Origin of the sequence: Virgisporangium ochraceum (assembly GCF_016863655.1) — a bacterium.
Lineage (GTDB): Bacteria > Actinomycetota > Actinomycetes > Mycobacteriales > Micromonosporaceae > Virgisporangium > Virgisporangium ochraceum.
On record NZ_BOPH01000003.1, the window covers coordinates 17,613 to 39,946 of the forward strand.

A 22,334-nucleotide genomic window follows, 5' to 3' on the forward strand; every position below is an offset into this window, starting at 1 on the left:
GCCCCGCAGCACTAGTGAGATGACCCTCGCCCGACTTCCTACACGGTTCATGCCAGACCCGACCCGCATGTCCATTTCACTATTAGAACACGTGTTCGATCAGATGCGGCACCCTCCGGCCGATGGAAAGGCGATGGCAGGCGAGGCGGTACGCGCAGCGCGGGGGCGTCCCTACGGGGTCGTCGCCGCGCTGGTCGGCGCGGCTGTCGGCGCGACCGCACAGGTCGCGCTCCGGCGGCTGCGACTCCACCGGGCGGCGCTCGACACGGTTACGGACGGTGTGGTCATCCTCGACCCCCGCGGCCGGGTCACCATGGTCAACCGGACCGCGCGCGCCCTGCTCGGGCTCACGGGCGCGCCCCTGCGCGGGATCGTGCTCCCGGCGGCCCTGACGGACCCGGCCACCGACGAGATCACCCTCGCCGAGCGGCATCTGCGAATAGAGACACACCACCTGGCCGACGGCGCGGGCACGGTCACCGTGATCTCCGACGTGACCGACCGCAAGCTCGCCGACCGCCGGCTCGCCGCACACATCGTGGCGCTCGAAGGTCAGCTCGCCCTGCTCGACCTCGCCCACGACGCGGTCCTGATCCGTGACGCCGACGGCCGGATCACCTACTGCAACCGCGCGGCCGAGACCCTGTACGGACGCCCGCGGGCCGAACTGCTCGGCATGCGCGCCGCCGACCTGGCCGACCCGACCGACGGCGGCCGCGGCGCGGTCGACGCCGCGCTGCGGAGCACCGGCATGTGGACCGGCGACCTGCGCCAACGGAGGGCCGACGGCGCCACGGTCCACGTCCACAGCCGTCAGGCCATGCGCCGCGACACGACCGGCCGGCCGCACGCGGTCATCGAGATCAACAGTGACGTGACCGGCCACCGTCTCGCGGAGTCCAGGCTGCGGTCCACCGAGGAACAGCAGCGGCTGCTCCTCGACGGCGCCGGCGACTGCGCGATCGTGACCCTCGACCCGGAGGGCCGGGTCACCAGTTGGAGCAGCAGCGCCGAGCGGCTGCTCGGGTACGCCGAGGCCGAGATCGTCGGACACCCGGTGACGGCCTTCTTCCGTCCCGAAGATGTTTCCGCGGGACTACCCGCCCGCCTGCTCTCGGAGGCCCGCACGGCGGGCCGGGTCGAGACCGCGGGACCCCGGCTGCGCCGGGACGGGACCACCTTCTGGGCCAACTCGGTGATCACCGCGGCCGTCGCCGACGACGGTGACCTGCGCGGGTTCGTCAAGGTCATCCGCGACGACACCCCGCAACACGAGGTCGAGGAGCAGGTCGTGGCCCTCAACCACGAGCTGCGCGAGCTCGACCGCCTGAAGACCGACCTCATCGCGACCGTGTCGCACGAGCTGCGCACGCCGCTCACCAGCATCCGCGGCTACACCGAGATGCTGCTGGAAGAGGAGGCCGGCGAGCTCGGCTCCATCCAGCGCCGGATGCTCGACGTCATCGACACCAACGGCGCGCGGCTGCTCTCGCTGGTGGAGGACCTGCTGTCGTTCGCGAAGGTCGACACCGGCGACTTCGCGCTCGCGCCGGAACTCATCGACGTGACCGACCTGCTGGCCGCCGTCGACACGACCGTCCGGCCGGCATTGCCGACCGGGCTGCTGCTCGACCTGGTCGTGCCGGCCGCGGTGCCACCGGTACCCGTCGACGCGACCCACCTCAACCGGGCGTTGCTCAGCCTGCTCAGCAACGCCGTGAAGTTCTCCCCCGCCGGCGGCGTCATCACCCTGACCGGCGAGTACGACGAGAACGAGGTCCGCCTGTCGGTGCGCGACACCGGCATCGGCATCCCACCTGACGAGCAGGCCCGGCTGTTCCAGCGGTTCTTCCGCTCGTCGCTGGCCCGAGAGCAGCACATCCAGGGGACCGGGCTGGGGCTGGCCCTGGTCAAGACGATCGCCGAGGCCCACGGCGGCCGGGTGACCCTGGAGTCGGAGGTCGGCAAGGGCACGTGCGTCACCCTGCACCTCCCCCGCACGGCGTAACCGACCGTCGACCGAAACCGCCCGAACGGCCACCGTTACGCACCGTGGCCGCACTACTAAGCTCCCGCCGGAGGGTGGTGACGGAGTGACCAACGGTGCAGCGCTGGTTCGTGGTGCCAACACGGCGGTTCCGGCAGCCGAGGTGCAGGTCAGGGTCTCGTGGAACAGAGGCTCGGGAGTCGACGCCTGCGCGTTGCTGCTCACCGCGGACGGGAAGGTCCGCGACGACGACGACTTCGTGTTCTACAACCAGCCGGAGCACTCCTGCGGAGCCGTGCGGCTGGCCGAGGCGGACCCGACCTCGGCGGTCGTCACCGTCGACCTGCAGGGGCTTCCGGCGGACGTCGACCGGGTCGTGGTCGCGGGGTCGCTGGAGAGCGGGTCGTTCGACTCGGTGCCCGAGCTGTGCGTGTCGGTGGTGCACGGCACCCGGTCGGTGGCCTCGTATCCGGTGGCCGACATCGAACCCGTGTCGGCCATGGTGTTCGGCGAGCTGTACCGCCGCGGCGACGGGTGGAAGTTCCGCGCCGTCGGCCAGGGGTGGCGGAGCGGGCTCAGCGGGCTGGCCACCGACTTCGGCATCAGCGTCGAGGACGAGTCGTCGGTCGTGTCGCAGGCGGAGTCGCTCCGGCACCTGCAGCAGGTGGTGACGTTCGCGTTCGCGGACGACGTCATCGAACAGCACGAGGTCGACGAGTTCGAGGAGACCGTTCGCAGGCTCGGGGTCAGCGGGCCGGCCGTTGACGAGATGCGCGACCGGATGAACCGCGGCCTCCAGTTGGCCCGCATCAGCGAGGGTCTCCTGCCCGAGGTGGCCGACAGCGGACTCTTCCTGGAGGCCGACGAGAAGGTCCACCTGGACACGCCCGCGGTGCACATCAAGACCTTCGAGAACGGCAGTACGAAGCGGACCGCCGGCCGGGTCGTCGCCTCCAACCGCAAGCTGCGGTTCATCTCGACCAACGGCCACGAGCTGCCGTGGTCGAAGGTGGTGGAGCTGCGGCCCGAGTACGCGACGGTCATCGTGATGGGCACCGGCAAGCACGGCGGCGCGTACGAGGTGGCCGACTCCGAGTACGCCGCCGCGGTCCTCACGGGCATCCTCAAGGTCAGCCGGCGCACCGCCACCGTCACCATCCCGGCCCAGCGCGACTCACGCGCGATCCCCCACGCCATCAAGGTCGACGTGTGGCGCCGCGACGGTGGCGCCTGCGTCGAGTGCAGCGCCTCGGAGTACCTGGAGTTCGACCACGTCATTCCGTGGAGCCGGGGCGGGGCGACGAGCGTCGCCAACCTGCAACTGCTCTGCCGCAGGTGCAACCTCGCCAAGGGAGCCCGGATCTAGCTAGTCGTCGATCTGGAGTTCGTAGGTGAAGCCGGCTCGGTCGGCGCGCAGGACGTAGCGGGTGACCTCGAACGGGCGCTTCCAGTCGTCCATGCTGGTGTGGGTCACCTCCAGGACGGGGCCGTGCGGAGGTAGGGCCAGGCTCGCCGCCTCGGCCGGGGTCGGCTGGCGGGCCACGAGATCCTCGCGGATCTGGGCCACCGGCCAACCCAGCTCCTCGAACCGGCCGTAGATGCCGCCCGGGCCCAGGTCGGCGTCGGAGGCCAGCGGGGAACCGTCGGCGATCGCGGCCGGGATGTAGGTGACACCGACCTGCACCGGCTCGCCGTCCACCAGGTACAGGCTCTCCCGCACGATCACCTCGGCACCCGCACGGAGACCGAGCCGCTCGACGATGTCGGCCGGCGCCGACGCCCGTCTCATCGATCCTGGCCGGACCACGGCGGCCCGGCCCTGCGCGGTGACCGCGACCCCGAACGGCCCCAGGCCTGTCTCCTCGCGGCGGCGACGGCTGTACCGGTCGGGCGCGAACCAAGTCCTCACGGGTTCACAAGCGTACGGTCCGCCGTTGGCGACCTCCGCGCGTTGGGTAAGCCACGGGGATGGACATGGAGATCGTGGACCGCGAGACGTGGACCGACGCCCGCAAGAACCTGCTGGCCAAGGAGAAAGCGTTCACCCGGACGCGCGACGAGCTGAACGCCGAACGGCGACGGATGCCCGTGGTGCGCATCGACGAGGACTACCGGTTCACCGGACCGACCGGCGCCGCGCTCACCCTCGACGACCTCTTCGAAGGGCGCCGGCAGCTCGTCGTCTACCACGCGATGTGGCTCGACGACGCGCGCCGGGCCTGCCCCAGCTGCTCCTGCTTCCTCGACCAGATCGGGCACCTCGCCCACCTCAACGCCCGCGACACGACGTTCGCCGCCATCTCCCGTGGGCCCTACGACGAGATCGCGGCGTTCAAGCAGCGGATGGAGTGGACGTTTCCCTGGTACTCCTCGCGCGGAAGCGACTTCAACTACGACTTCCACGTGACGTTCGACGAGTCGGTGGCGCCGATCTCGTACAACTACCTGACCCTGCCGGAACTGGCCGACCGCGGCTTCTCCCTCGACGGCTGGGAGCAGCCGTTCGACCTGCACGGGTTGAGCTGCTTCCTCCGTCACGACGGATCGGTCTTCCACACGTACTCCGCCTACGCCCGCGGCACCGACAACCTCGGCTTCCTGTCCGACCTGCTCGACGTCACCTACCTGGGCCGGCAGGAGGAGTGGGAGGAACCCAAGGGACGCGCGACCGCGCTGGGCGCGGGCGCCGGCAGCCCCACCCTCAGGTACCACGACGAGTACGTCACCTCGTGACCGTCGCGCTGTCCGTGGAGAACACCCTCACTGGAACAGGTCCGTCAGCGTGACGCCGCCGAGGCCGCACAGGGCGGCGGCGAGGTCGAAGGATGTCTCCACGTCGGCGACGGTAGCGACCCGCCCAACCGCAGGCGATCCAAGATCGCGGAAATGTAGCAGGATGTAGCCCGTGGACTCGTTGCCGGGCAGTGGGCTTGCCAAAGGGCTGGTCGTCACGCTGAAGACGATGACCCGTCGGTCGCACACCAGGCAGTACCCCGACGTTCAGCCGGACCTGCCACCCCGCTCGCGGGGGGTCATCGCGCTCGTCGAGGAGAACTGCACGGTGTGCATGCTGTGCGCCCGCGAGTGCCCCGACTGGTGCATCTACATCGACTCCCACAAGGAGGAGGTGCATGTGCCCGGCGCCGCCCGGGCCCGCCAGCGCAACGTGCTCGACCGGTTCGCGATCGACTTCTCGCTGTGCATGTACTGCGGCATCTGCATCGAGGCGTGCCCGTTCGACGCCCTGTTCTGGACGCCCGAGTTCGAGTACGCCGAGTACGACATCCGCGACCTGATGCACGAAAGGGAACGGCTCGACCAGTGGGCGGAGACCATTCCGCCGCCACCGGCCCACGACCCGAACGGCGAACCCTCCAAGGAAGAACAGCGGGTCGCCAAGTGACCGCGGCCGACCTGCTGCTGGTCGCGCTCGGCGCCGTGGCTGTCGGTTCGGGAGTGCTCGTGGTCACCACCCGGCACCTGGTGCGGGCCGGGTTGTGGCTGGTGGTCACGCTCGCCGCGGTGGCCGGGTGCTACCTGGTGCTGGGTGCCGAACTGCTCGCCTGGGTGCAGGTTCTGCTCTACGTCGGCGCGGTGGTCGTACTGCTGCTGTTCGCCGTCATGCTCACCCGGGCGCCGATCGGCGCCAGCCCCGACCTCGACCGGGTCCGGTGGCCCGGCACGCTGATCGGTGGCGGCGCCGGGCTGGGACTCGCGGCACTGTTCGCCAGCGTGTACCGGTGGACCGAGGTCGGGCGGCCGGCCGCGGCCGGCACCGCCGAGCGGCTGGGCGAGCAGATCTTCTCGGTCTGGGTGCTGCCGTTCGAGGTGGTGGGCGTGCTGCTGCTCGCGGCCCTCGTCGGCGCGATCGTCGTCAGCCGGCCGGACATCGGGGCGCGCTGATGCGTCCGACGATCCCCTACGTCATCGCGGCGTGCCTCATCGGGCTGGGCGTCTACGGGGTGCTGGCCCGGCGCAACGCGATCCTCGTGCTCATGGCCGTGGAACTGCTGCTCAACGGCGTCAACCTGGTGCTGGTCACGGCCGACGTCACGGTGCGGGCGGTGGTGCCGCACGGCGGCCAGGTGTTCGCGTTGTTCGTCATCGTGCTGGCCGCGGCCGAGATCGGGGTCGGGCTGGCGGTCGTGCTCCAGCTGTACCGGCTGCGGAGCTCCGTGGCCGTCGACGAGGTGCCCCTCAGCGAGGAAGAGGAAGAGGTCAAGGCGTGACCGTCCTGGCCGCGGCCCTGCCGCTCGCGCCCCTCCTCGCGGCGCTCGTCGGGTTCCTGCTGCGTGGGCGCCGCGCGGCCGCCGCGCTCGCGATCACGGCGGCGTCCGTCGCACTGGTCAGCGCCGTCGTGCTCGCCGTCCGTTTCGACAACCCCTTCGTGGACGCGTACAGAGCGGCCGATTTCGCCGGTCTCTCGGTCGACTTCGGGGTACGGGTCAACGGGGCGGCCACGCTGATGGCGGTGACCGTCGGCGCGGTGGCGCTGGCCGTGCAGATCTACTCCGTCGCCTACCTCCACAACGGCCGAAACGGTAGATCTGTCGCCGAGGGAGGCGACGAGCGGTACGGACCCTACGCGGCACAGGTGTCGCTGTTCACCGCCGCGATGATGACCGTGGTCGTCGCGCCCGACCTCATCCAGCTGCTCATCGGCTGGGAGGTCATGGGCGTCTGCTCGTACCTGCTCATCGCGCACGACCGAACGCTGCCCGAGGCGCCCGGCGCGGCGGTGAAGGCCTTCCTGGTGACGCGCGTCGGCGACGTCGGGTTCCTGCTCGGCATCGCGGTGCTCGGCTACCACGCCGGCAGCTTCCGCATCGACACGGTGCTGGCCCACGACTACAAGCCATTCGACCTCACGCTGGCCTGCCTGCTGCTGCTCGCCGGCGTGGCCGGCAAGAGCGCGCAGTTCCCGCTGCACACCTGGCTCCCCGACGCGATGGCCGGCCCCACCCCGATCTCGGCGCTGATCCACGCGGCGACGATGGTGGCCGCCGGCGTGTACGTCGTCGCGCAGCTGTTCCCGCTGTTCGCCGGCTCCGACCCGGCGCTCACGGTGCTCGCCGTGATGGCGGCGATCACGATGCTCCTGGGAGCACTGGCGGCCCTGGCACAGACGGACATCAAACGCGTGCTCGCCTGGTCGACCGTGTCGCAGCTGGGGTACATGACCGGCGCGCTCGCGGTCCACGCGCCCGGCACCGCGCTGTTCCACCTCTTCACCCACGCCGCGTTCAAGGCGCTGCTGTTCCTCGCCGCCGGCGCGGTGATCCACGCGGTCCACTCGAACCTGATCGCGGCGACCGGCGGGCTGCGCACGCTCATGCCCCTGACGTTCCTCGCCACCACGGCCGGGCTCGCGGCGCTGGCCGGGCTGCCACCGTTCGCCGGGTTCTGGAGCAAGGAGGCGGTACTCGCGTCGGCCCTGCACGAGGGCGGCGGGGTCGGCTGGCTGATCTACGGCACCGGCGCGGTCACCGTCCTGCTGACCGGGTGGTACGCCGCCCGCCTGTGGCTCCTCGTGTTCCTCGGAGCACCCCGCACCACCGAGGCCCGGCACGCCCACGAGCCGCCGGGCGCCATGCGGTGGCCGGTGCTGCTGCTGGCCGTCCCGGCCACGCTGCTCGGGCTGGCCGCGCTGGCCGGCGGCTTCGTCGACCGGCTCGGTCCGGGCACCGGGGAAGTCGGGCACCTCGGCGCCGCTGTCGCGGTCCCATTGCTGTTGGCCCTTGGTGGTGCGGGCCTCGCGGCGCTGATGTGGCGCCGCGGTGCCGCGGACCCGGCGGACCGCCTTCCGGCGCGGCCGGCGCTGGCGGCGGCCTTCTACCTGGACGCCGTGCAGAACGCGCTGGTGACCCGGCCGGTGCTGGCGCTGGCGCGGTGGGCGCGGCGCGGCGACGAAGCGGTCGTCGACGGCGCGGTCGACGGCACCGGCTCGGCCGCGGTACGGGCCGGCGGGGTGCTCGCCTGGGCGCACCGCGCCGGCGTGCCCCGGGCGGCCGGCGCCGCGCTGGCCGGCGCGGTGCTGCTCGGCGTGGTGGCGGCGGTCGTGGAGGTGGCACGGTGAACGTCGTTCTCGTCGCGACACTCGTTCTGCCGGCCCTCGGCGCCCTGGCCGCCGTCCTGTTCGGCCGGATCGCGGGCACGGTGTTCGCGTTCCTCACGGTGGTCGCGGCCGCGGTGCTGCCGATCGACCGCGCGACCGGTGGCGAGGCCGGGCTCAACCCGTGGCACTCCGTCGACCTGCCGTGGGTGCCGGCGCTGTCGCTGCGGTTCCACCTCGGAGTCGACGGCATCTCGTACCCGCTGGTCGTGCTGACCGCGCTGCTGACGTTCCTCTGCTGCCTCTACACGCTGTGGCACGTGCCCGGCGACCGCGGCGGCCGCCACCTCGTGGCGCTGCTGCTGGTGATCGAGGTCGGGATCGTCGGGGTGTTCCTCGCCCTCGACCTGATCCTGTTCTTCGTGTTCTTCGAACTCGTGCTGCTGCCGATGTACGCGATGATCGCCGGCTGGGGCGGCGACGGCCGGCGGCGCGCGGCACGGAAGTTCGTGCTCTACACGCTGTTCGGGTCGGTGGTGCTGCTGGTCGGCCTGGTCACCCTCGTGACCGCGGCCGGGACCGCCGACCTGGTCGAGCTGACCGGCATGCGGCTCTCCACGGACGTCCAGCGGATCGCCTTCGTGCTGCTCCTCGTGGGTTTCGCGGTGAAGAGCCCGCTGTGGCCGCTGCACACCTGGCTGCCCGACGCGCACACGGAGGCGCCCACGGTCGGGTCGGTGATCCTCGCCGGCGTACTGCTGAAGATGGGCACGTACGGGCTGCTCCGGATCGCGGTCGGCGCCGCACCCGAGGCGGCCTCGGCGGCGTCGCCCTTCGTCGCCGCCCTCGCCGTCGCGGCCATCATCGTCGGCGGCCTGGTCTGCCTGGCGCAGACCGAGCTCAAACGGCTCATCGCGTACTCGTCGGTGGGGCACATGGGCTTCGTGCTGCTCGGCATCGCGACGCTCACCAGCACCGGCCTGCAGGCCGCGCTGATCGGCAACCTGGCGCACGGCGTCATCACCGGGCTCCTGTTCTTCCTCGCCGGAGCGATCAAGGACCGGGCCCACACCGGCGACCTGGCCCGCCTCGGCGGCCTCCGCGAGACCGCGCCCGGCCTCGCCGGCCTGCTCGGGTTCGCGGCAATCGCGTCAGTCGGGCTGCCCGGCCTCGCCGGCTTCTGGGGGGAGGCGTTCGCGGTGGTCGCGGCCGTCGAACGCGGGTGGACGGCCGCGGCCGTGCTCGCCGCACTGGGCGCCGCCCTGGCCGCGGCCTACTTCCTCCGCCTGCTCCGGCGGGTGACCCACGGGCCGGGTCTCGGCGTCCTCCCGGCGCTGCGCCGGTTCGAACTTGCCTCCTGGGGACCGCTCGTGGTGCTCGCCCTCGCCCTGGGACTGGTGCCGGCGCTCGCGCTGTCGCCGGCCGCCGAGCCCGTTCGCAACCTGCTGCTGGTGGTGTCCGGTGCGAATTGACCACGTGGCGCTGATCCCGGCCTACCTGGCCGCCGGGACGGCGGTGCTCGTGCTGCTGGCCGACCTGTTCCGGTTCTTCCCGCTCGTGGTGGGGCTCCTCGGGTCGCTGTCGGTCGCGGGTGGCGCGTTCTGGCTGAGCACCGGGTCTCCGCGGACCTCCTTCTGCGTCGACGACCACTGCTCGTTCGTGGTCACCGACCGCTCGGCCGTGCTGATGGCCGTCTTCGCGCTGCTGACCGCCGCCGTGCTGGCCTTCTCGGCAACGGTGCGCGCGCCGATGGGCGAGTACTGCTTCCTGCTGACGTGCTCGATGACCGGCGGAGTCGTCCTGGCCGGCGCCGGCGACCTGATCACGCTGATCGTGGCCCTCGAGACGCTCACCCTGCCGCTGTACGTGCTGGTCGCCCTGCGCCGCACCCTGCCGGCGGCCGACGGTGCGGTGACGTTCTTCGTGGTCAGCGTCGTGTCGACGGCCATCTCGCTGCTCGGCGCCGGACTGCTGTACGCGACCACCGGAGCCGTGCACTTCCCCGCCCTCTTCTCCGGCCTCGCCTCCGCACCGTCGGCGCTGCGGCCGCTGGCCGTCGTGGGGATCGTGGTGCTGATCGGCGGGCTGGCGTTCAAGGTCGCGGCCGTGCCCCTGCACGCCTGGGCTCCCTCCACCTACGACGGCGCCCCGCTGCCGGTGGCCGCGTACCTGTCCACCGCCTCGAAGCTCGGCGGCGTGGTCGCGCTCGTGTACGTGGTCGACGTCGCGGTCGCCCCGGAGCGCGCCACCGCCGTGGCGGCCGTGGTGGTGCTGTCGCTGCTGACGATGACCGTCGGCAACCTGGTCGCTCTGCGCCAGCGCCGCATGGTGCGGCTGCTGGCGTGGTCGTCGATCGCGCAGGCCGGCTACATCCTGGCCGCCATCGCCGTCGACGACGGTGGCGCGACGGCCCTCACGTACGCGGTGTTCTTCGTGGCGCTGGAACTGGCGGCGTTCGGCGCGGTGATCGCGCTGCGCCCGTCGCTCGACGGTGGTGCGCTGACCGATTACGCGGGTGCCGGCCGGGGAGCACCGTGGCGGTCGGCGGTGCTGCTGCTGGCACTGGCCGGGCTGGCGGGGCTGCCGCCCGGCATCGCGGGCCTGTTCGCGAAGGTCGCGGTCGTGCGGTCACTGGTGGACAGCGATGCGACGTGGCTCGCGGTCGTGGTGGCGGTGAACGCGGTGGTGGGGCTGGCGTACTACGTCAGGGCGGGCGCGGCGCTGTTCGTCACTCCCACCGTTCCCGCCGCTCCGGCGACGCCGCACTGGGCGGTGGCGGCTGCTCTCGTCCTGGTGGCACTGGCTGCCCTGGTTCTGGGCTTCGCCCCCCAGGTCGTCTTCGACGCCACCGCTCTCCGGTAGCAAATCTTCTGCCGCCCGTGTGGCGGGGCCGTCCTGCGCGGACCGGGTGCCGCCCCACGCCCACCCCGACGCGATCGCGCCGATGTCGAGGCGTGCGCCGTTGTCGAGGCGTGCGCCGATCTTGCAGTCGTGGCCGCCCCTATTTGGCGAAATGTCGTGTTTTGAGGGAGGCCACGACTGCAAGATCGACGGAGAGGGGGCGTCGGGCGCCGACGTGTGTCGCTGAATGTGTTGCGCCGTACGGCATCCCGGGAACCTGAGAAAGCACTACTCGAGGACGCGCGCCTGGCGGGCGGCGGCGAGCCATTGCGGGAACTCCGACATCAGGTTGTCGAACAGCACGTCGTCGGGGAGCTGCTGCGGCTCGGGCCCGGCCGGGAAGAACCCGGCGTTGTCGACGATCCGCTTCGACGGGACGGGCAGGTCGTCGAGCCGGCGCAGGTAGGCGAACTCATCGTCGCCGAAGCCGATGAACTGCCAGAAGATCGGCAGCTTCGCCGCCTCGCAGAGGACCTCGGTGGTCTCCCGCTTCGAGGTCGGCGCGCCGTCGGTCTGGAACACCACGAACGCCGGTCCCCTGCCTTTGTGCACATCGATCACGGCCCGCATCGCCGCCGCGTAGTTCGTGGCGCCCATGGCACCGGCGCCGGCCTTGATGCGGTCGATCGAGCCGGCGTAGTCGGTCACCGAGATCTCGACGGCCTTGCGGGCCGTCGTGTCGAAGAAGATCACCGGGACGGTGCCGTCGTCGTCGAAGTGGGCGGCGAGTGCGAGGACCCGCTCGGCCAGGGCCTGCACCGAGCCGTCCTTGAAGTACCGCCCCATCGACCGCGAGTGGTCGATCACGAGGTACACGGCGGCCCGCTCGCCGCCCAGGCGGTGCTTGTCGAGGCTGACCCGGGCGGTCTTGTACAGGTTGACGAACGAGGGTGCGGCTTTCGTGAGGTCGATCGGCACGGTCGTACTGTACGACCCCGGAGCCCTGTGGCTCCGGGGTCGTCGCGCTCTTAGCGGTAGTTGGTGAACTGGAGGGCGACGCCGAAGTCCTCCTGCTTGAGCATGGAGATCACGGTCTGCAGGTCGTCCTTCTTCTTGCCGGTGACGCGCAGCTGGTCCCCTTGAATCTGAGCCTGGACGCCCTTCGGCCCTTCATCGCGGATCTTCTTGCTGATCGCCTTGGCCTTGTCGGAGTCGATCCCCTGGATGATCTTGCAGTCGAGCCGGTGCACCTTGCCGGACGCACGCGGGTCTCCGGCGTCGAGGGACTTCAGGGAGATCTGCCGCTTGATCAGCTTCTCCTTGAACACCTCGAGGGCGGCGAGGACCCGGTCTTCGGTCTCGGCCTGCAACGTGACGCCTTCTTCGCCGGCCCACTTGATCTCCGCGCCCGTGCCGCGGAAGTCAAACCGCTGGGAGAGCTCCTTGGCGGTCTGCTGGACCGCGTTGTCGACCTCCTGACGGTCGACCTTGCTGACGATGTCGAACGAGGGTGCGGACGCCATTTTCGCGCTCCTGTACGTGTTGTGGATCGGGCTGTTCGGCTTCTGCCCCGCCGGGCGGCTCGGCCGAGGGTACCCGTTTGCGCGGGCCCGGGGTCATACCGTTATCCTTGCGTGGCTGCCGGACGCGGGACGTCTGGCGGTGGCTAGGCGGGTTGCCCGAGCGGCCAATGGGAGCGGACTGTAAATCCGTCGCGAAAGCTACAGAGGTTCGAATCCTCTACCCGCCACCAGCAGTACCCACGGCCTTCGACCAGCGTGAACGCTGATCGGAGGCCGAACTCGTTGGCCCGGTTCCGGTAGTGCCACAACGCTCACCGCTCGGGGCTGTGCCGTTCTGGTGTCGGCGCTCGCGGGCGACACGGCGGCCTCAGGCTCGCTACGCTCAGCAGAAGCGGAAGTGGTCCGGCTTCAGGGAGGTGTAGGCCGATGAGCGTTCAGGTCGTCGACCACGTCGGCCCATGGAGCGAAGACGACTACTTTGCTCTCGGCGAGACTACCGACCGGATCGAACTGCTCGATGGGAGCCTGCTGGTGAGCCCGGCACCGAGCAAGCGCCACCAGCACCTGTCCCGCCGATTGGCCAACGCGTTGGATGAGGCGGCGTCTGCGGCTGGGTTGTGGGTCTTCGAGGCCGTCAACCTGCGGCTGGCCTCCGGCCGGATCGCCATCCCGGATCTCGTCGTCGCCGACACCGACGACGAGGGTGTGGTCGTCGAGGCCGGCGAAGTCGTCCTGGTGGGCGAGGTCGTGTCGCCCGGTAACGCGGCGGCCGACCGGCTCGTGAAGATGCAGCTCTACGCGGCCGCCCGGATCGGCTGGTACCTGCTCATCGAGCAGGAGCAAGGGCAACTGACGCTGCGCCTGTTCCGCCTCGACGGCGAGCACTACGTTGAGCACGCCATCGCGAAGAGCGGCGAGGTGCTTACCTCTGACGAGCCGTTCGCGTTCACGCTCGACACCCGGACGATCCCTACCAGGTAGCCACGGAGAATACGCGGAGAAGATGCCGCGTCGACGGCACGGAACCACAGGTCAGAGCTGTTTCGACGCTCGCTCTGTAAATCCGTCGCGAAAGCTACAGAGGTTCGAATCCTCTACCCGCCACACGCAGTACACACGGCCTCTGACCTCGACTTCTCCGGGACAGGGGCCGATCTTGTTGGTACCGCCGTCAGGTCCCCATAGCTTGGTAGCAGTGTGAGGTGGTCCGGCTCCTGGAGGTGTAGGCCGATGAGCGTTCAGGTCGTCGACCACGTCGGCCGTGGAGCGAAGACGAACACTTCGCGCTGGGCGAGACGACAGACCGGATCGAGCTGATCTATGGGAGCCTTGTCGTGACTCCGGCGCCGACCATGAGTCACCAGCGCCTCTCCCGCCGCATCGCCAACGCGCTCGATGAGGCCGCAACGCCTTCCGGTTTGTTCGTCTACGAGGCGATCAACGTCCGGTTGCATACCGGCGCATCGCGAGCCCGGACATCGCCGTGGTCGACGTAGACCGGAGGGAGTAGTCGTCGACGCCTCACGGCTACCGCTGATCAGCGAGATCGTGCCGCCGAGCGACGCCGTCATGGATCGGGTTCTCAAAATGGGCCTGTACGCAGCGGCCGGTATCGGCTGGTACCTGCTCATCGAGCACGAGCCGGTCAACTCGCTCACCCTGCGCCTCAACGAACTCGACGGCCGGCACTACGTCGAGCGGGCCATGGCCAGGCAGGGCGAGATCCTGACCTCCGAGCGCCCGTTTCCGTTCACGCTGGACACCCGTTCACTCGTCCGTTGAGCGGTGCCCCCACGGGCGACGACGGCACGGCGGTCGTGGAGGCGGTGCGGAACAACGTCAACCGCCTGGTCGGCGGTGACCCTGAGTTCATGCAGGGCAGGGTCGACGCGTTCGGGACGCTGGTCGGGATCCGGCCGGGGACGGGGCGGCGGTGCCGTCGCTGCGGCCGGAGGGTCGGGGCTGGGTCAGAGCGCCACCTTGACGCCGACCGTCAGGATCAGTTGGACCAGTGACAGCGGCACCAGGACCAGCCAGCACAACCGCTGCAGCTGGTCCTCGCGCAGCCTCGGATAGGCGACCCGCAGCCAGATCACCACGAAGCTCACCGCCCCCACCTTGAGCAGCGTCCACAACCAACCCAGTTCGGCGTCCAGGAACGGGCCTTTCCAACCACCCAGGAAGAGGACCGTGGTCAGCGCCGCGATCACGACGATCCCCACGTACTCGGCCAGGAGGAAGAAGGCGAACCGCAGGCCGGTGTACTCGGTCATGTAACCGAAGACGAGTTCGGAGTCGGCGATCGGCATGTCGAACGGTGGCCTGCGGATCTCGGCCAGGCCCGCCACGAAGAACACGAACAGGGCCGGCGCCTGCCAGAGCAGCCACCACGGACGCCACGCGTCGACGATCCCGGACAGGCTCAGCGTGCCCGCCGCCATCGCGACACTGGCCGCCGCCAACACGAACGGCAGCTCGTAGCCGAGCAGCTGGGCCGCCGCGCGCAGGCCGCCCAGCAGCGCATACTTGTTCGCCGACGCCCAGGCGGCCATCAGCACCGCCACCACCCCGACGCCGACCACGGCCAGCACGAAGAACAACCCGATGTCGAGCGGCTGCGCCACCAACCCGCTCGGCCCCAGCGGAATCACCAGCAGCACCACGAGGTACGGCACCAGCGCGATCACCGGGGCCAGCCGGAACACCTGGCGGTCCGCGTCGCGCGGGGTGATGTCCTCCTTCTGCACGAACTTCACACCGTCGGCGATCAGTTGCGCCCAGCCGTGGAAGGCACCGGCGTACATCGGACCGAGGCGGCCCTGCATGTGCGCCATCACCTTGTGCTCGGTCTGGCCCACGAGCAGCGGCAGCGTCAGGAACGCGCCCACCACGGCGAGCACCCGGATCGCCAGCTCCACCCAGACCGGCATGTCACTCACTCTCCGTCGTGGGCGGGGTCGAAGGGGGGTCGTCGGTGGCAGAGGTCCGCGGCGGGTCGGCGGCAGCGGACGCCCGTGGCGGGCGATCGGCCCGCGGCGTACCAGGAGAGCCGGCGGACGCCCGTGGCGGGCGATCGGCCCGCGGCGTACCAGGAGCGCCGGCTGCCCGCGGGGGGCGGGCTTCGGGCTCGGGCGGGAGCGCGCCGGCGTTCGGGCCCCACTCCCGGGGGTCGGGGACGCCCATCGCGCGCATCGGTTGGCGTTTGGCCGGCCCGCCGTGACCGCTCTCGCCCGGCTCCTTCGCACCAGGCCAGGGCTTCGCGGCGCGGGTGGCCAGCACGAACTCCTTGCGCAGCGGGTGGCCCTCGAACTCGTCGGGCAGGAGGAGTGGCCGGTCGTCACCCGGGTCGGTGAACGTGATGCCGAACATCTCGCGCGTCTCGCGCTCGTGCCAGGCCGCACCGGGATAAAGGTCCACGATGGACGGTGCCAGCGGCGCCTCCCGGTCGGCCAGCCTGGCGCGCAGGAGCACGCCGTGCCGCTTGCGCACCGACCAGAGGTGCACCACCAGGTCGAAGCCGCCGTCCTGCTCGTCGACCGCGGAGAGCCAGTCGAAGAAGTCCATGCCGAGCTCGGCATCGTCGCGAGCGGCCTGCACGGCGGCCCGCCACCGGCCCACGGGAACGTCGACGGTGGCCCGGGCGAACGGGCCACCGCCAGAGACCGTTCGCGCGACAGCGCCCTGGGCCGCTGCCGCCGTACCGGTTTCGGTACCTATAGTTCCGGTCACCGCACCGGCGTCACCTGAAGGCTCGTCGACGACGGAGCGTTCGGGGCGCGGCTGGCCCAGCAACGACGACAGCCTTGCCCCGATCTCGTCCGGCGTCATTCCGGCATCGTACTGACCGGCGGCGGTTACAGGCCGGGCAGCTTTCCGTTGCGGAACAGGTCGACGAAGGTCTGGTGATCCTCGCGGGCCTGGGCACCGTAGGCGTGCGCGAAGTCGACGAGCATGCGGCGGAAGCCCGGCTCGTCCCTGTCGACGGCCGCGACGATCGCCTCCTCGGTGGAGTAGTCGACCAGGCCGTGCGACGACTCGTCGTCGGCGACCGAGTGCATGCGCGCGACGGCCCGACCCAGGTCGCTCACCACCTGCGCGAGCGCCTCCGGCTCGTTGACGTCGGCCCAGTCGAGGTCGGCCGCGTACGGCGAGACCTCGGCGACGATCTGACCCACACCGTCGAGCTCGGTGTAGCCGACCCACGGGTCGGCGTGCGCCTGCAACGCCTGCTGCGACTCGCACGTCCGGTGGCCCTGGTGCTTGAAGTAGGCCCGGACATTCTCGTCCTGGATCCACCGGGAGACCGCCGGCACCTGGGCCTGCTTCATGTAGACGATGATGTCGTTCTCCAGGGCCTGCGTGTGGCCCTCGAGCAGCAGGTTGTACGACGGCAGCCCGGCCGAGCCGATGCCGACGCCCTTGCGGAGCACGACGTCCTTCACGATGAACTCGGTCGGCCGGTTCAGCCGGGCCGGCGGAAGCGTCGTGAGGTAGTCGGCGAAGGCCGCCTCCACCTTCTTCCGGGTCTTCTTGTCGACCTCGTACACGCCCTCGCGCATCGTGAAGTGGCGCTCGTAGTCCTCGACCTTGGTCTGCTCGGCGAGCATGTCGATGCGGGCGCTGAGCCGGGCCTCCTGGAGCACCCGGTGGATCACGCCCTCGGTGTTGTCGAGCGTGAGCGAGCCGATCGCGTCGTCGCCACCCTTCGCGATCGCCCGGATCTCCTTGAGGTAGGCGTCGGTGAACGCCTTGACGAGGTCGCTGATCGTGTCGTCGCTGAGCGCCTTGGCGAACCCGATGAGCGCGACGCTGGCGACGAACCGCTTGAGGTCCCAGGTGAACGGGCCGACGTACGCCTCGTCGAAGTCGTTCACGTTGAACACGAGGATGCCCTCGGAGTTCATGTAGGTGCCGAAGTTCTCGGCGTGCAGGTCGCCGTGGATCCAGACGCGGCTGGTGCGCTCGTCGAGGAACGGGTCCTTCTCGTGGGTGACGTCGGCGTAGAAGAGGCACGCGCTGCCCCGATAGAAGGCAAACGAAGAGCCGGCCATCTTACGGAATTTTCGGCGGAAGGCGCCAGGGTCGCGGGCCATCAACTCGCCGAATTCACTCGAAAGAACATCGACGATCTGATCTGCGCGAGATTTTTCGGTCACGGCTCTTGCCTCCTCTTGTCGGAAATCACGGTAGTCGAGCAGCGCTTTCCCGGTTGTCCACAGGGTTATCCCCAGATCTTGATCGTCCAGAAAACTGGCCGAAGGACGTTCCCAGACATCTCTGACTCAGAAAGGCTTGACGGAAATGAATTCCGACCCCTGGGGAGGCACCATGACTCGTGTGACGGCCGACGACGCAGACATCCACGACGCCCCGATCTGGCTACCCGGCGAGTGGACGGTCGACGACCTCGAAAGCACACCCGACGACGGACGCCGGTACGAACTCTTCGACGGGAAGATGGTCGTGAGCCCGGCACCGATCAACCTGCACCAGCTGGCGCTCCGGGCGATCTTCCTGTCGAAGGGCAGCCGCAAGCTCGACCTGGAGGTCAAGGCCCAGGCGTACGCGACCAACGGCGTCGACCTGTACTGGACCTTCGATCCACGAAAGCGCCACGTCGTGGCACGGCGGCGCCACGGCCTCGCGTACGTCGAGATCGCCACGGCGTCGGGCGGGCAGCGGGTCCGGCTCGACGAGCCGTTCCCCGTCGAGATCTGCCCGGCGGAGCTCGTCCGTGTCTAGGCGGGAGGTAATCGACGGGGCGGTTCTCGTTCAGCCCACCCCTTTCCCGTTCCACCAGCGGGCCGCCAGGAACCTGTTCCGGGTGCTGGACCGGCCCTGCCCACGCAGCCTGGAGGTCTTCACCTGGCTGGAGTTCAGTCCACAGGAGACCCGCACCTTCGTACCCGACCTCCTGGTGGTCCGGCGGGGAGCGGTACCGGACGAGTCGCCGATGACCGAGCCGCCGGTGCTCATCGTCGAGGTCATCGACGACGCGAGCCGGCTCTGGGACCGCTGGGTGAAGCCGACGGCCTACGCCAGGGCCGGTGTCGAGCACTACTGGCACCTCGACCCGCGCATCCCCGAGTTCGTCGCCTACCGGCTGGTCGGCGACGGATACCGGGAAGTGGTCACCGCACGGGGAGACGAGCGGGTCGGGTTCGATGTGCCGATGCTGGTCGAGATCTGCCCCGGACGGCTGGCTAGGGCTTGATCAACGCTGAGGCTTGACCAGCGGCGCCTGGAGAGACAGCGGGTCGGGGCGGTGCACGCCGCCGCCCAGGCCCGCCTGCTCGCCGGCGATCTTCTCCTGCAGCCGCAGGATGCCGTGGAGCAGCGCCTCCGGACGGGGCGGACAGCCGGGCACGTACACGTCCACCGGGATCAGCTGGTCGACGCCCTTGGTCACCGAGTACGAGTCCCAGTACGGGCCGCCCGAGTTGGAGCAGGCGCCGAACGAGATGACGTACTTCGGCTCGGGCATCTGGTCGTAGAGACGCTTGATCGCCGGGGCCATCTTGTCGGTGACCGTGCCCGACACGACCATCAGGTCGGCCTGCCGCGGGCCGTGGGCGAACGGGATCACGCCCATGCGCATGAAGTCGTGGCGGCCCATCGAGGTGGCGATGAACTCGATCGCGCAGCAGGCCAGCCCGAAGTTGAACACCCACAGCGAGTACCGCCGGCCCCAGTTGAGCACGAAGCGGATCGGCTCACCCAGCACGCTCATGAGCAGAGCCTATCCCTACGCCTCAGCCGGGCCGGGGCGCTGCAACAGGTCGAGCACCGCCACGAGGAGCTTCTCCCGCACCGGCACCGGCGCGGCGTCCAGCACGGCGTTGATCATGGCTGTGCCGTTCGTGGGGCTGCCCGCGGTCAGGTCCAGGCCGACCGCGGCGGCCAGTTCCGCCACCACGTCGGGGGTCAGGGTCGCGGGGTCGAGCGTGTCCAGGCCGTCGAACGGTGCCAGCGCCGGGCCCCTCTCACGGGACCCGCGCACAGCGGCTTCCAGCGCACCGGCGAACTCGGTCACGTGCGGCTCGACCGCGGCCGTGACGGTCAGGTGGGCCGTGCGGCCGATCCCGGCGAACGACATCTGCGGCTGGATGTGCCAGCCCTGCGCGGCGAGCTCGTCGGCCAGCACGAACACGTCCACCGCGGGGTCGTCCGACCGGAACGCGACCACCGGCGACTCCGGCTCGTCGACGAGAAGCGCCAACGGCGGGACCGCCCTCACCGCGTCGGCCAGGCCGCGCGTCGCGGCCAGCGCCGACCCGGCCAGCGAACGGTAGCCGTCGCGGCCCAGGTGCTGCAGCACCGCCCACGCCGCCGCGATCGGACCGCCGGCCCGGGTGGACGCGACGGTGGCGTTCACCACCCCGTACCCGGGCCAGCCGGCGTACCCGAAGTACTGCGGCTCCCGCAGCGCCGCCGTGCGGTGCAGCAGCACCGACACGCCCTTCGGGCAGTAGGCGTACTTGTGGAGGTCGACCGACACCGAGGTGACCCCCGGCACCGAGAAGTCGAACGGTTCGCCGGCGACGCCCAGGTCGCGCCAGAACGGCAGGATCCAGCCGCCGAAGCAGGCGTCGACGTGGCACCGCACGTTCTTCGCCGCGGCGGCCGCGGCGATCTCGGTGACCGGGTCGACCACCCCGTGCGGGTACGCCGGCGCCGACGCCACCACGAGCACGGTGTCGGGTCCGATCGCCTCCTCGATCGCCGACGGCGAGACCCGCAGCGTCGCCGGGTCGACCGGGACCACGTCCAGCGCCACCTTCAGGTACGCGCCGGCCTTCGCGAACGCCGGGTGCGCCGACGACGGCAGCACGATCCGCGGCGCCGTGACGTCGGGCCGCGCGTCGCGGGCCGCCTTCACCGCCAGGAGCACCGACTCCGTGCCGCCGGACGTGAGGCTGCCCGCGGTGTCGTCGCCCCCGAGCAGCGACGCCGCGGCGGCGACGATGTCGTTCTCCATCCGCAGGAGCGAGGGGAAGGCCGTCGGGTCGAGGCCGTTCGTCGAGGCCGCCAGGCCGTGCGCCCGCAGTGCGAGATCATCGAGACCGGGGACAGCGGCGTCGTACACGTACGCGAACAGCTTCCCGCCGTGGGTGGGCAGGTCCCGGGACCGTAGGGCGGCCACCTCGGCGAGGATCTCCGCGGTGGACCGTCCGCTCTCCGGCAGACTCACGATTGAACCTCCGACAACTTTTCCGGAGTGAGGTCGTACCCGCGCAGGAACACCAGCGCCCCGGCCACGAGCACTGCCGGCAGCACGGTGAACCCGAGCAGCACGCCCAGCCTCGCAGACGACGACTGCGCGACGGTTCCCGACGTGCTCGACACATACCCGAACACCGCCAGCACCACCGCGTACACCCCGGGGCCGAGGGCGAGGCCGAGCGTCTCCCCCGCGGTCCACACGCCGGTGAACACGCCGGCCTGCCGCCGGCCGGTGCGGGCGGCGTCGTAGGCGATGCAGTCGGGCAGCATCGCCAGCCCGAACACCTGCTGGCCGGCGTAACCGACGCCGATCACCGCGGTCACCAGGTAGACGACGACGGCCGGCACCACCGGTGCGGCCAGGAGCACGGCGGCGCCCGCCGCGAACATCGACGACGAGATCCGGTAGCCGCGCAGCTTGCCGGAGCGCTGCCCCACCCGCTTCCACAGCGGCATCACCAGCAGCGCCGGTCCGACGAAGCAGGCGAACAGCACGGTCGGACCGGTCTCCTCGTCCTTCAGCACGTGCGTCGCGAAGTACTGCACCCCGGCGAGCATCGTCGCGATCCCGGCGGCCTGGACCACGAAACAGACCAGCAGCCCGCGAAAGGCGTCGTTGGACGCGGCGACCCGCAACTGCGCGCGCAGCGACGGCTCACTGCCGCCCTCGACGCTCAACGGCGCCCGGGCGGTGCCGACGTACACGCCGAGCACGCCGACCGCGATGACCGCCGCGACGAACAGCCCCATCCAGCGGTGGCCCGCGATCCCGTCGCCGCTGGCGTTGACGATCACCGGCGCCAGCGCGCCGGACACCAGGATCGCGACGGCGAGCACCGCGACCCGCCACGTCATCAGCCGGGTCCGCTCGGTGTAGCTGTCGGTGAGCTCGGCCGGCATCGCGACGTACGGCACCTGGAAGAACGCGAACGCGGTCGCGGTCGTGAGGAAGGCGAACGCCACGTACAGGGCCGCCGGGACGCCCGACCGGAACGGCCCGGCGAAGATCGCCGCGAACAGCACCGCCAACGCGAGCCCGCCGGCGAGCAGGAACGGCCGCCGGGTGCCGGCCCGGTCGGAGATGCGGCCCACGACCGGGTTCAGCAGCACGTCCCAGGCCTTCGGCGCGAGCACGAGCACCCCGGCGAGGGCGGCGGCGATGCCGAGGGTGTCGGTGAGGTACGGCAGGAGCAGCAGGCCCGGCACCGTCCCGAACGCCCCGGTGGCCAGCGAGCCCAAGGCGTAGCCGGCCGGCACCCGGGTCGGCAGGGTGCCCGTGGTCCCGCTCATGCGATCGCTCTGCTGGCTCATGGTGGAGCGGATGCTAACGGTCCGACTCGTCCGGCCACCAGAGCGCTTCGCGCAGGTTGACCCGATCGCCGCGCAGCGGGGTCCCCTCTTCGCGGAGACGGCGCAGCGCCTCCTGCTCGTGCCCGGGCACGACGCGTCCCGACGCGTTCACGACCCGGTGCCACGGCACCGGCCCGCCGTAGTGCGACATCACCGACCCGACCTGCCGGGGTCCGCCCGCACCGAGGTACTCGGCGATCGCTCCATACGTCATCACCCGGCCCGGCGGAATGCGCTCGACGACGGAGAGCACGGACTCCGCGTAGTCATCGTTGGAAGCCACAATCGGCGAGCGTACGACCCGGAGATCCCGCGGACAGCCGTCGGGCGACCCTGGGTCGTCCCGTCCGGCTGCGGC

The 22,334-nt window shown here is 70.7% G+C and carries 22 protein-coding genes, 1 tRNA gene and 2 pseudogenes; 14 read left to right on the plus strand and 11 right to left on the minus strand.

Going from position 1 to position 22,334, the window contains the following annotated elements:
• Positions 1-133 precede the first annotated feature (133 nt).
• Both Voc01_RS01550 and Voc01_RS01555 read left to right on the plus strand, forming a co-directional pair.
• The gene (locus Voc01_RS01550; protein WP_203925398.1) at positions 134-2,008 is read left to right on the plus strand and encodes a PAS domain S-box protein; all 1,875 of its coding nucleotides are present in this window, start codon (positions 134-136) and stop codon (positions 2,006-2,008) included.
• 85 nt (positions 2,009-2,093) lie between these two features.
• Positions 2,094-3,353 (plus strand): TerD family protein, encoded by a 1,260-nt coding sequence (locus Voc01_RS01555; RefSeq protein WP_203925399.1) that lies wholly within the window; start codon positions 2,094-2,096, stop codon positions 3,351-3,353.
• On the opposite strand, the gene Voc01_RS01560 is transcribed toward Voc01_RS01555, so the two are convergent.
• Entirely contained in the window at positions 3,354-3,896 is a 543-nt protein-coding gene (locus tag Voc01_RS01560) for a GntR family transcriptional regulator (RefSeq protein ID WP_203925400.1), read from the minus strand. It abuts the gene before it with no gap.
• A gap of 65 nt (positions 3,897-3,961) precedes the next feature.
• Here Voc01_RS01560 and Voc01_RS01565 point away from each other — a divergent pair, with 65 nt between their 5' ends.
• A complete protein-coding gene (locus tag Voc01_RS01565) occupies positions 3,962-4,720 on the plus strand; it encodes a DUF899 domain-containing protein (protein WP_307781551.1) in 759 nt (252 codons plus the stop codon).
• A 27-nt stretch (positions 4,721-4,747) separates the two neighbouring features.
• Here the strand turns inward: Voc01_RS01565 and Voc01_RS01570 are convergent, their stop codons facing one another.
• Positions 4,748-4,939 (minus strand): hypothetical protein, encoded by a 192-nt coding sequence (locus Voc01_RS01570; RefSeq protein WP_203925402.1) that lies wholly within the window; start codon positions 4,937-4,939, stop codon positions 4,748-4,750.
• Here Voc01_RS01570 and Voc01_RS01575 point away from each other — a divergent pair.
• From Voc01_RS01575 to Voc01_RS01600, 6 genes and pseudogenes are all read left to right on the plus strand, one after another.
• Positions 4,893-5,387 (plus strand): annotated as a pseudogene (locus Voc01_RS01575) (NuoI/complex I 23 kDa subunit family protein); the annotation flags it as partial. The gene Voc01_RS01570 and the pseudogene Voc01_RS01575 overlap by 47 nt on opposite strands.
• Positions 5,387-5,881: pseudogene (locus Voc01_RS01580) on the plus strand (NADH-quinone oxidoreductase subunit J family protein); the annotation flags it as partial. The pseudogenes Voc01_RS01575 and Voc01_RS01580, both read left to right, overlap by 1 nt.
• An 8-nt stretch (positions 5,882-5,889) precedes the next feature.
• On the plus strand, positions 5,890-6,216 hold the full coding sequence (nuoK, locus tag Voc01_RS01585) for an NADH-quinone oxidoreductase subunit NuoK (protein WP_203925405.1): 327 nt from the start codon (positions 5,890-5,892) through the stop codon (positions 6,214-6,216).
• The gene (locus tag Voc01_RS01590) at positions 6,213-8,063 is read left to right on the plus strand and encodes an NADH-quinone oxidoreductase subunit 5 family protein (RefSeq protein ID WP_203925406.1); all 1,851 of its coding nucleotides are present in this window, start codon (positions 6,213-6,215) and stop codon (positions 8,061-8,063) included. Before nuoK ends, Voc01_RS01590 begins: the two co-directional genes overlap by 4 nt.
• A complete protein-coding gene (locus Voc01_RS01595; protein ID WP_203925407.1) occupies positions 8,060-9,511 on the plus strand; it encodes a complex I subunit 4 family protein in 1,452 nt (483 codons plus the stop codon). Before Voc01_RS01590 ends, Voc01_RS01595 begins: the two co-directional genes overlap by 4 nt.
• On the plus strand, positions 9,501-10,901 hold the full coding sequence (locus Voc01_RS01600) for an NADH-quinone oxidoreductase subunit N (protein WP_203925408.1): 1,401 nt from the start codon (positions 9,501-9,503) through the stop codon (positions 10,899-10,901). The genes Voc01_RS01595 and Voc01_RS01600 overlap by 11 nt, the downstream gene beginning before the upstream one ends.
• Before the next feature lie 267 nt (positions 10,902-11,168).
• On the opposite strand, the gene Voc01_RS01605 is transcribed toward Voc01_RS01600, so the two are convergent.
• Together Voc01_RS01605 and Voc01_RS01610 are read right to left on the minus strand one after the other, a co-directional pair.
• On the minus strand, positions 11,169-11,858 hold the full coding sequence (locus Voc01_RS01605; protein ID WP_203925409.1) for a VWA domain-containing protein: 690 nt from the start codon (positions 11,856-11,858) through the stop codon (positions 11,169-11,171).
• Between the two features lie 50 nt (positions 11,859-11,908).
• Positions 11,909-12,403 carry a YajQ family cyclic di-GMP-binding protein gene (locus Voc01_RS01610; protein WP_203925410.1) on the minus strand — a complete coding sequence of 165 codons (495 nt, stop codon included), beginning with the start codon at positions 12,401-12,403 and terminating at the stop codon, positions 11,909-11,911.
• Positions 12,404-12,549: 146 nt separating this feature from the next.
• On the opposite strand from Voc01_RS01610, the gene Voc01_RS01615 reads away from it, so the two are divergent.
• From Voc01_RS01615 to Voc01_RS52715, 3 genes are all read left to right on the plus strand, one after another.
• Positions 12,550-12,633, plus strand: a tRNA-Tyr gene (locus Voc01_RS01615).
• Positions 12,634-12,829: 196 nt separating this feature from the next.
• Complete coding sequence (locus tag Voc01_RS01620) at positions 12,830-13,384, plus strand: Uma2 family endonuclease (RefSeq protein WP_203925411.1); 555 nt, start codon at positions 12,830-12,832, stop codon at positions 13,382-13,384.
• Positions 13,385-13,972: 588 nt separating this feature from the next.
• Entirely contained in the window at positions 13,973-14,185 is a 213-nt protein-coding gene (locus Voc01_RS52715) for a PDDEXK family nuclease (protein ID WP_239159860.1), read from the plus strand.
• Positions 14,186-14,370: 185 nt separating this feature from the next.
• On the opposite strand, the gene nuoH is transcribed toward Voc01_RS52715, so the two are convergent.
• From nuoH to Voc01_RS01640, 3 genes are read right to left on the minus strand one after another with little or no spacing between them, the layout of a single operon-like run.
• Positions 14,371-15,333 carry an NADH-quinone oxidoreductase subunit NuoH gene (gene nuoH / locus Voc01_RS01630; RefSeq protein ID WP_203925412.1) on the minus strand — a complete coding sequence of 321 codons (963 nt, stop codon included), beginning with the start codon at positions 15,331-15,333 and terminating at the stop codon, positions 14,371-14,373.
• 1 nt (position 15,334) lies between these two features.
• Entirely contained in the window at positions 15,335-16,231 is an 897-nt protein-coding gene (locus Voc01_RS01635; RefSeq protein ID WP_203925413.1) for an NADH-quinone oxidoreductase subunit C, read from the minus strand.
• Positions 16,232-16,257: 26 nt separating this feature from the next.
• Positions 16,258-17,559 carry a DUF2252 domain-containing protein gene (locus tag Voc01_RS01640; RefSeq protein WP_203925414.1) on the minus strand — a complete coding sequence of 434 codons (1,302 nt, stop codon included), beginning with the start codon at positions 17,557-17,559 and terminating at the stop codon, positions 16,258-16,260.
• Positions 17,560-17,731: 172 nt separating this feature from the next.
• On the opposite strand from Voc01_RS01640, the gene Voc01_RS01645 reads away from it, so the two are divergent.
• On the plus strand, positions 17,732-18,145 hold the full coding sequence (locus tag Voc01_RS01645; protein WP_203925415.1) for a Uma2 family endonuclease: 414 nt from the start codon (positions 17,732-17,734) through the stop codon (positions 18,143-18,145).
• Positions 18,138-18,617: a Uma2 family endonuclease gene (locus Voc01_RS01650; RefSeq protein ID WP_203925416.1), complete on the plus strand. Its 480-nt coding sequence runs from the start codon at positions 18,138-18,140 to the stop codon at positions 18,615-18,617. Before Voc01_RS01645 ends, Voc01_RS01650 begins: the two co-directional genes overlap by 8 nt.
• Here the strand turns inward: Voc01_RS01650 and Voc01_RS01655 are convergent, their stop codons facing one another.
• From Voc01_RS01655 to Voc01_RS01670, 4 genes are read right to left on the minus strand one after another with little or no spacing between them, the layout of a single operon-like run.
• On the minus strand, positions 18,618-19,133 hold the full coding sequence (locus tag Voc01_RS01655) for an NADH-quinone oxidoreductase subunit B (RefSeq protein WP_203925417.1): 516 nt from the start codon (positions 19,131-19,133) through the stop codon (positions 18,618-18,620). It abuts the gene before it with no gap.
• 15 nt (positions 19,134-19,148) lie between these two features.
• Positions 19,149-20,597 carry a pyridoxal phosphate-dependent decarboxylase family protein gene (locus tag Voc01_RS01660; RefSeq protein WP_203925453.1) on the minus strand — a complete coding sequence of 483 codons (1,449 nt, stop codon included), beginning with the start codon at positions 20,595-20,597 and terminating at the stop codon, positions 19,149-19,151.
• Positions 20,591-21,916 (minus strand): MFS transporter, encoded by a 1,326-nt coding sequence (locus Voc01_RS01665; protein WP_239159861.1) that lies wholly within the window; start codon positions 21,914-21,916, stop codon positions 20,591-20,593. Before Voc01_RS01665 ends, Voc01_RS01660 begins: the two co-directional genes overlap by 7 nt.
• Before the next feature lie 34 nt (positions 21,917-21,950).
• On the minus strand, positions 21,951-22,259 hold the full coding sequence (locus Voc01_RS01670) for an MGMT family protein (RefSeq protein ID WP_203925419.1): 309 nt from the start codon (positions 22,257-22,259) through the stop codon (positions 21,951-21,953).
• Positions 22,260-22,334 lie beyond the last annotated feature (75 nt).